The sequence below is a fragment of the Photobacterium sp. DNB23_23_1 genome (assembly GCF_052873815.1).
This window is the reverse complement of the sequence record NZ_JBNNXT010000107.1, coordinates 1-562: the sequence shown is the minus strand read 5'-3', so window position 1 is coordinate 562 and position 562 is coordinate 1. Positions and strand designations below refer to the sequence as shown.

Below are 562 nucleotides of genomic sequence, written 5' to 3'. Positions count from 1 at the left end.
ACAGGCAGACCCGCATTCTTAACATCAGCACAAAAAGAGCAACTCGGCCAATACATCAAAGACAAAGCCCATGACCCTCAAGGTGGCCGGTTAACTGGAGCCGATATTCATGCTTATATAGTGCAGAGGTTTGGCAAACACTATCATCCTGATTCTATTTATTATTTATTGGATCATATGGGCTTCTCATGGATAACATCTCGTTCCAAACATCCAAAGCAGTGCCAAGCAACTCAAGACGCTTTTAAAAAACTTCCTACTGGAAACGATCCGTAACATTCCAGGCCATGTCAGCCTTGATCAAGTTGATATCTGGTTTCAGGATGAAGCGAGGTTTGGTCAACAGAACACAACAACAAGGCTTTGGGCGCAGCGTGGAACGCGGCCTAGAGCCGTTCGACAGCAACAGTTCGATTATGCATACCTGTTTGGCTCCGTCTGCCCAAGCAGAGGGATCGGTGAAGCTATTGTCGTGCCTTGGGTCAACAAAGAGATCATGAGCGAACACCTAAAACAAATATCAGCTGTCACTCAAGAAGCTCGGCACGCCGTTGTCATTATG

The 562-nt window shown here is 46.4% G+C and carries 2 protein-coding genes; both read left to right on the top strand.

Features of this window, described 5'->3' with window-relative positions:
* Positions 1 to 276, top strand: a 276-nt coding sequence (locus ACVA53_RS25015; RefSeq protein ID WP_446506629.1) for a helix-turn-helix domain-containing protein, incomplete at its 5' end; no start/stop codon positions are given.
* Positions 212 to 562, top strand: a 351-nt coding sequence (locus ACVA53_RS25010; protein WP_446506630.1) for a transposase, incomplete at its 3' end; no start/stop codon positions are given. The genes ACVA53_RS25015 and ACVA53_RS25010, both read left to right, overlap by 65 nt.